This window comes from uncultured Pseudoflavonifractor sp., assembly GCA_904419835.1.
In the GTDB taxonomy this organism is placed as follows: domain Bacteria; phylum Bacillota; class Clostridia; order Oscillospirales; family Oscillospiraceae; genus Pseudoflavonifractor.
Window position 1 is genome coordinate 1 of sequence record CAJFTA010000078.1, and the last position, 7331, is coordinate 7331.

8 protein-coding genes and 1 pseudogene are annotated in these 7331 nt (G+C 63.9%); 8 read left to right on the forward strand and 1 reads right to left on the reverse strand.

The window, feature by feature from the left end; translation table 11 throughout:
• Positions 1–200 (reverse strand): hypothetical protein (locus QZY67_RS11035; protein ID WP_295370309.1); only part of this gene is annotated, 200 nt, incomplete at its 3' end.
• Between the two features lie 104 nt (positions 201–304).
• On the opposite strand from QZY67_RS11035, the gene QZY67_RS11040 reads away from it, so the two are divergent.
• The 8 genes and pseudogenes from QZY67_RS11040 to QZY67_RS11075 all read left to right on the forward strand — a co-directional run.
• Entirely contained in the window at positions 305–703 is a 399-nt protein-coding gene (locus QZY67_RS11040) for a ribonuclease III domain-containing protein (protein ID WP_006574352.1), read from the forward strand.
• Positions 704–707: 4 nt separating this feature from the next.
• A complete protein-coding gene (locus QZY67_RS11045; RefSeq protein WP_295370311.1) occupies positions 708–2474 on the forward strand; it encodes an NFACT RNA binding domain-containing protein in 1767 nt (588 codons plus the stop codon).
• Positions 2475–2503: 29 nt separating this feature from the next.
• Positions 2504–3208: a response regulator transcription factor gene (locus tag QZY67_RS11050; RefSeq protein WP_294536154.1), complete on the forward strand. Its 705-nt coding sequence runs from the start codon at positions 2504–2506 to the stop codon at positions 3206–3208.
• Positions 3209–3513: 305 nt separating this feature from the next.
• On the forward strand, positions 3514–4437 hold the full coding sequence (locus QZY67_RS11055) for an ABC transporter ATP-binding protein (RefSeq protein WP_295370314.1): 924 nt from the start codon (positions 3514–3516) through the stop codon (positions 4435–4437).
• On the forward strand, positions 4430–5182 hold the full coding sequence (locus QZY67_RS11060; RefSeq protein WP_294536150.1) for an ABC transporter permease: 753 nt from the start codon (positions 4430–4432) through the stop codon (positions 5180–5182). Before QZY67_RS11055 ends, QZY67_RS11060 begins: the two co-directional genes overlap by 8 nt.
• Positions 5183–5199: 17 nt before the next feature.
• Complete coding sequence (locus tag QZY67_RS11065; protein WP_295370316.1) at positions 5200–5949, forward strand: hypothetical protein; 750 nt, start codon at positions 5200–5202, stop codon at positions 5947–5949.
• A 48-nt stretch (positions 5950–5997) separates the two neighbouring features.
• A complete protein-coding gene (locus QZY67_RS11070) occupies positions 5998–6966 on the forward strand; it encodes a HAMP domain-containing sensor histidine kinase (protein WP_295370317.1) in 969 nt (322 codons plus the stop codon).
• 254 nt (positions 6967–7220) lie between these two features.
• Positions 7221–7331: pseudogene (locus QZY67_RS11075) on the forward strand (sulfide/dihydroorotate dehydrogenase-like FAD/NAD-binding protein); the annotation flags it as partial.

The window sequence follows — 7331 nt, forward strand, 5'->3', positions numbered from 1 at the left end:
TTATTCGTGCGGCACAGCCGCACAATTCCATAAAAACGGCTCAAAGGAGCCGCTTTTGTGGAATTCAGCCATTGCTGCAATGCGTATTTCCACTGGCGCGTTTCAATGCGCCAGTGGAAGGTGCAAGGTTTTTGGACGAAATTGTCCAAAAACCTTGCACTTGAACAAAGCCATTTGGCCTTGAAAGCCTTGGGCTTCAAGGCTTGTGGCTTTGTTCAATACGCATTATAATAGTGCCTGTTGAACCGTCCGCCGGGCGGCGCCTGCCGCCCGGCGCAGACACAAGAGACTGAGGTAGAATACCATGGATTATTTTCATCTGAACGCCGCGCCCGACGACATCCGGGCCATCAGCACCCTGGGCCTGGCCCATCTGGGGGACGGCGTGTTTGAGCTGATGGTGCGCTCCTGGCTGTGCCTCCACGGAAAGGCCACCAACAAGGGTCTCCACAAGGCCACGGTGAAGTATGTGGCCGCCCCCGCCCAGGCCGCTGCGGCGGAGAAGATCATCCCTCTGCTCACCGAGGAGGAGGGGGACGTGTTCCGCCGGGGGCGCAATACCAGCCCCCACTCGGTGCCCAAGGCGGCCAGCCGGGCGGACTACCAGACCGCTACCGCACTGGAGGCCCTGTTCGGCTGGCTCTATCTCCAAGGACGGACCGAGCGGATCAACCAGCTCTTTGAGCTGATGATGGAGGAGTAAGCCCATGCCCTTGGACGCGATTTGCCTCTCCGCCGTGGCGGAGGAGCTGAAGGCCGCCGTGCTGGGCGGCAAGATTGACAAGATTTATCAGCCCGTCCGGGACGAGATTGTGATGGCGGTGCGGGGGAGCCGGGAGAACGTGAAGCTGCTCCTCTCGGCCAGCCCCAACCACCCCCGGGTGCAGCTGACCCGCATCACCCGGGAAAACCCGGATACGCCCCCCATGTTCTGTATGCTTCTGCGCAAACACCTGACCGGCGCCCGGATTCTGGACATCATCCAGCCCCCGGTGGAGCGGCTGGTGGAGTTTAAGCTGGAGTGCCTGGACGAGTTGGGGGACCGGGTGGAGCGCCGCCTGGTGCTGGAGCTGATGGGCCGCTCGGCCAACCTGATTCTCCTGGACAGCGAGGGGCGCATCACCGACTGCGTCCGCCGGGTGGAGGGGGACTTGGCCGCCGGCAAGCGGCAGCTGCTGCCCGGGCTGTTCTACCACCCGCCCGTGCCCCAGGACAAGCGCAATCCCCTGACCCTGGAGGAGGGGGAGCTGGAGAGCCTGATGGCCGCCGCAACTGAAGAGGGGGCAGTGGACAGGTGGCTGCTGGACACCTTTAACGGCCTGTCCCCCCTCATCTGCCGGGAGCTGGCCTTCCAGGCCGCCGGGGACTCCGCCGTCCGCTTCTGCCAGCTGGGGGAGAAGGGACGCGCCCGCCTGCTGGAGCGGATGAACGCCTTTGTGAACGCCGTAAAGGAGAAAGACTTTGCGCCCTATATGATTCTCAGGGAGGGCAAGCCCACCGACTACTCCTTCCTGCCCATCCTTCAGTACGGCATGACTGTGGAGCTGCGGCGGATGGAGTCCTTTGGACAGATGCTGGACAAGTTCTATGCCGACCGGGAAAATGCCGAGCGGGTGAAGCAGAAGGGCCAGGACCTGGTGAAGTCGGTGACCAGCGCCCGGGACCGCACAGCCCGCAAGCTGAACAACCAGCGCCGGGAGCTGGAGGCCACCCGGGACCGGGAGCGGCTGAGGGAGTGGGGCGACATCATCACCTCCAACCTCCACGCCATGGAGAAGGGCATGAGCCTGCTGCGGGCGGTCAACTTCTACGACCCGGAGTGCCGGGAGGCGGAGATTCCCCTGGACCCGCTGCTGACGCCCCAGCAGAACGCGGCCAGGTATTATAAGGAGTACAACAAGGCCAAGACCGCCGAGCGGGTGCTCACCGAGCAGATTGCCCGGGGCGAGGGGGAGCTGGAGTACCTCAACAGCGTGCTGGAGAATATCACCCTGGCCGAGGGCGAGCGGGACCTCCAGGAGATCCGCCAGGAGCTCACCGACACCGGCTACCTCCGCCGCCAGAACAAGGCCGCCAAGCGGGAAAAGCGCTTGACGGGCAGACCCATGGAGTTCCGCTCCTCCACGGGGATGCGGATTTCCGTGGGCAAGAACAACGCCCAGAACGACCAGCTCACCACCAAGATGGCCTATAAGAGCGACATCTGGCTCCACACCCAGAAGATTCATGGCTCCCACGTCATCCTCTGGGCCGAGGGCGGGCCGGTGGACGCCCAGAGCCTCACCGAGGCGGCCATGCTGGCGGCCTGGTTCTCCCAGGGCCGGGACGGCAAGAAGGTGCCCGTGGACTACACGCCGGTGAAGTACGTGAAGAAGCCCGCCGGGGCCCGGCCGGGCATGGTGGTGTACACCACCTACCAGACGGCCTACGTGGACCCGGACGAAAATCTGGCAGAGAAACTGAGAGTCAAATAAAACAGACCACCGCAAAGGGGGAAACAGCCATGGAGCGCTATAATATTCTCGTGGTGGAGGACGACCAGGACATCAACCGGCTCCTCTGCAAGATCCTGGAGGGCGGCGGGTACTGCTGCCGTCCCGCCTTTTCCGGCAGTGAGGCCATGCTCTGGGCCGGGCAGTACGACTACGATCTGATTCTGCTGGACCTGATGCTGCCCGGGCTCACCGGCGAGGAGTTCATCGCCGAGCTGCGCAAGAGCAGAACCATGCCCATCATTGTCCTGTCGGCCAAGGCGGGGCTGGAGAGCCGGGTGAACGTGCTCAAGCTGGGCGCGGACGACTTCATCCCCAAGCCCTTTGACAACGCCGAGGTGCTGGCCCGGGTGGAGGCGCAGCTGCGGCGGTACCGGCAGTTCTCCTCGCCCGCGGGCGGGGAGAAAAACGTGCTCACCTGGGGGGACCTGACCCTGGACAAGGAGAGCGTCACCGTCACGGCGGCGGGGAAGGAGGTGGCGGTCACCGCCCGGGAGTTTGAGATCCTCTCCCTGCTGATGTCCTACCCCAGGAAGGTCTTTACCCGGGAGCAGCTCTACGAGCAGGTGTGGGGCGGGGAGTACTTCGGCGACGACAACACCGTCAACGTCCACATCTCCAATCTCCGCTCCAAGCTGGCCAAGGCCTCCCCCGCCGAGTACATCAAGACGGTGTGGGGCATTGGCTTTAAGATGAACGAAGAAGCGCAGACGTAGGCCCCCAGCCGAGCCTGGACTGGAGCGACGGCCAAAGCCCAGGAGCCGCCCGGAGGGCGGAGCCGGGTTTGGCCGGAGTCGCAGGGAAGGGGAGGCGTGCGGGGGCCCAACGTCTGCGTGACAGGGAACGCAGATGTAGGCCCCCAGCCGAGCCTGGACGGCCGCGGCGGTCAAAGCCCGCCCGTTTGGAATTTATCCTTTCTTTATGTTTGCTTAAAGGCGAATTGTTGACTTGCCGTTATACTGGCATCACAATCCAGGAGGACGGACGGCCGCTCCTCCATGAAAGAGAGGTTGATGCCGCAATGGCAGAGAGCGTTCTGGTTACCCGGAACCTGACCAAGAAATACGGCCAGGCCACCGTGGTGAACAGTGTAAACCTGAACATTGAAAAGGGGCAGATATACGGCCTGGTGGGCCGCAACGGCGCGGGCAAGACCACCATCATCCGCATGATCACCGCCCAGACCGCGCCCACGGAGGGAGAGCTCGCCCTCTTCGGCGCCACCGAGCCGGGGGCGCTGGGCAAAATGCGCGCCCGTACCGGCGCCATGGTGGAGACCCCCAGCTTCTACCCCTACCTGACCGCAAAGGAGAACCTGGAGTACTACCGCATTCAGCGGGGCATCCCCGGCAAGGGCTGTGTGGACGAAGTGCTCAGGCTGGTGGACCTGAAGAAGGCGGGCGGGAAAAAGTTCAAGACCTTCTCCCTGGGCATGAAGCAGCGGCTGGGCCTGGCCCTGGCCCTGATGGACCGGCCCGACTTCCTGCTGCTGGACGAGCCCATCAACGGCCTGGACCCGGAGGGTATTGTGGAGCTGCGCAACCTGCTGCTGGACCTGAACCGGGAGCGGGAGACCACCATCCTCATCTCCAGCCATATCCTCTCCGAGCTGGAGAACCTGGCCACCCACTACGGCTTTATTGACAATGGCCGCATGCTGGAGCAGATTTCCGCCAAGGCCCTGAAGGAGAAGTGCCGGGCCTGCCTGGAGCTGGCGGTGGACAGCGCCCCCGCGGCGGCCCGCGCCCTGGAGCAGGGCATGGGCGCCCGGGACTACGAGGTCCTGCCCGACAACATCATCCGCCTGTACTGCCACCTGGACGAGCCCGCCCGGGTGACCCAGCTGCTGGTGGAAAACGGCGTGGCCCTCCGCTCCATCGAGCAGAAGGGCGCCAACCTGGAGGACTACTTCCTGTCCCTGATTGGAGGTGTCCGTCATGGTTAACTACATGCGCGCGGAACTCTACAAGGTGCTTCACCGGAAGTATACCTACGGCTTCCTGCTGGTCATCCTCCTGTGCGAGGCCCTGTTGGTGGCGGGCTGGGTGTTCACCAACGTCAACGGCAACGACGTGGGCTTTGAGAGCGGCGCGGGCATGCTCCCCCTGATGCTGGCCGTGGGCCTCTACTGCACGCTGCTCACCGGAGATATCGCATTCTCTGATCAGTATAAGTTCAACACCCTGAAGAACGAGGTGTCCTACGGCCTGCCCAGGGTTCGGATCTATCTGGGCAAGCTGCTGACCGCCTGCGTCACCGCCCTGGTGCTGTGCGCCATTATCCTGGCGGCGTACCTGGGCATGTGCTGGGTGGCCCTGCCCCACGGCGCCGCCGTGGCGGAGACCATGAGCGCGGTGGGCTACTGCATCCTCGTGGCGCTGCCCGTGTGGTTCGGCGCCCAGGCCCTGGTGCTGCTGTTCTACTTCCAGTTCCGGAGCAGCACGGTGGCCTCCTTCCTCTTTGTGGGTATCCTGGTGGCGCTGCCGGAGATTGTCAAGCTGCTGACCGCCATGGTAAGCCCCCTGTTCCAGTATGTATACATGGCCCTGCTGACCACGCCGCTGGAGCTGGCCCCCAACAGTCCCTGGGACATGGGCCTGCTGGGCATGTCCTGGGCGGTGGGCGCCGGCTGGTTTGTCGCCGCCACAGTGGCTGGAATCATCCTGTTCCGGAAGCGGGAAATTAGCTGACGAAAGGGGGCGGCCCTGTGCTCAACTATATCAAGGCGGAGCTGTACCGGGCCGCCCACCACATGACCGTCTATCTGGTGTCCGGCATTCTCATGGCCCTGGCTCTGGCCTTTGCCTCCATGTGGGTGGGGCCCTTCACCTTTCCCAACATGGTGTCGCTGCTGACGGTCACCATGCCGGTGGGGCTGTTCATGGCCGCCATTATGGACGTGGTAGTGGTCTCCGGCGTGCACCGGACGGGCAGCCTGAAAAACGAGATGTCCTTCGGCATTCCCCGGAGCCGGGTCTACCTGGGTAAGCTGACTGCGGCCTTTCTGTTGTCCGTCATGCTGTGCGTCCTGGTGCTGGGGGGCTTTCTGGTCCTGTCCTGGCTGGTAACCGCGCCGGGCGGCCCGGAGGAGACCCAGGTGGCCCTGGCTGTTCTGGGCTACGTGGTAGCGGCCTCCTTCCCCCTGTGGCTGGGGGCCCTGAGCGTGACCCATATGCTGTTCTTCACGCTGAAAAGTGAAGTGGTGGCCGCCTGCCTCACTGCCTATCTCCTCCTGCTGGGGGAGCCTATGACCGCCATCTTCACCATGATCAACTCGGAGACCATCGCCGCCCCGGCCCGGGCGGTGCAGTCGGTGATGCTCACCGCGCCCTTCTGGAAGTATCAGGACGAGCTGACCTGGCAGCTGATGGCCCAGAACTGGGCCATCGGCCTGGGGTGGCTGCTGGTGAGTACGGCGGCAGGCCTGTGGCTGCTCCGCCGTGCGGAGATAAAGTGATGGATTCCCGGCCAGCCGGGGAGAGACAAAACCGCCGGGAGGCGCCCGTTGGAGCGCGTCCCCGGCGGCTTTGCCGCTGTTGTGAAAGGAGCGGGCGAGATGTTCCTGCTGATTTTGGCTGTGATTGTGCTGGCGCTGATCTGCGCGGGCCTGGGTATCCGGGTCTATGCGGTGGAGCGGGCCCTCCGCTCCGCTGCCGCGCAGCTGCGGGATCGGGAGGAGAAGGGCAGCAGCGCCCGCATCCTGATGGCCGCGCCCAACTCCTCGGCCGAGCAGCTCATTTCCGCCGTCAACGGCCTGCTGGAGCTGCGCCAGGCGGAGGAGGCGGACTACCGCCGCCGGGAGCAGACCCTCCGGCAGCAGATCGCCAATGTGTCCCACGACCTGCGTACCCCGCTCACCTCCATCATCGGCTACCTCCAGCTGCTGGAGGGGGACGCCCTGTCCCCGGCTGAGCGGGACGAGTATCTGAACATCATTGAGAGCCGCGCCCGTGCCCTCCAGAGCCTGATAGGCAGCTTTTACGACCTGTCCCGGCTGGACGGCGGCGAGTACCCCATCGCCCGGGAGCATGTGGACCTGTACGCCATCCTCAGTGAGCTGGTGGCCGGGTTCTACAACGACCTGACCGCCTCCGGCCTGGAGGTGTCGGTGGAGCTGGCGGAGGGGCTGCCCCCTGTGTGGGGAGATGCCGCCGCCGTGCTCCGGGTGTTCACCAACCTGATCCGCAACGCTCTGGACCACGGGGTGGGCACCCTCTCCATCCGGCTGTACCGGGCGGGGGAGACGGTGGTCAGCGCCTTTTCCAACGGGGCGGGAGGGCTGACAGAGGAGGATGTGCCCCACGTGTTCGACCGCTCCTTTACCTCGGACAAGAACCGCACCAGCCACAACGCGGGCCTGGGGCTGGCCATTGTGAAGGCCCTGGCAGACCAGATGGGGTGCCGGACGGAGGCGGCGCTGGAGGGGCCGGAGTTTGTCATCCGGGTTTTTTGGAAAGTTGCCGGGGAGCGCTGAGCCCCCGCCGTGCCCGCCGGACGCTGGTCCGGCGGGCATTTTTTCAGGCGGTCGAAAAAGTTCCAGGACATTTCCGACCGCCTGAAAAAACAGCGCCCTGTGCTATTTTTATAGTGCGCCGCAGCCGGAAGGGGAAGACGCTTTACAGCGGTAAAGCATATTGACAATCAAAAACGAACATGCTATTCTTGCGGTAAATGGGTCGGTATGACAAAAAATTTGGCATGCTGACTCTTTGAAAGGTGGAGAACAGAATGGCAAAAATCGTACGCAAGGAAGAGCTGAATTCCAGCGTGACGCTGCTGGAAGTGGAAGCGCCGAAGATTGCCCGGAAGGCCCTGCCCGGGCAGTTCATCATTCTGCGG

What these genes read in the sequence shown, in the direction of transcription:
- QZY67_RS11055 (WP_295370314.1), top strand. Translation starts at nt 3,514, where the DNA reads ATGGCAGAGAGCGTTCTGGTTACCCGGAACCTGACCAAGAAATACGGC.
- QZY67_RS11060 (WP_294536150.1), top strand. Translation starts at nt 4,430, where the DNA reads ATGGTTAACTACATGCGCGCGGAACTCTACAAGGTGCTTCACCGGAAG.
- QZY67_RS11040 (WP_006574352.1), top strand. Translation starts at nt 305, where the DNA reads ATGGATTATTTTCATCTGAACGCCGCGCCCGACGACATCCGGGCCATC.
- QZY67_RS11050 (WP_294536154.1), top strand. Translation starts at nt 2,504, where the DNA reads ATGGAGCGCTATAATATTCTCGTGGTGGAGGACGACCAGGACATCAAC.
- QZY67_RS11045 (WP_295370311.1), top strand. Translation starts at nt 708, where the DNA reads ATGCCCTTGGACGCGATTTGCCTCTCCGCCGTGGCGGAGGAGCTGAAG.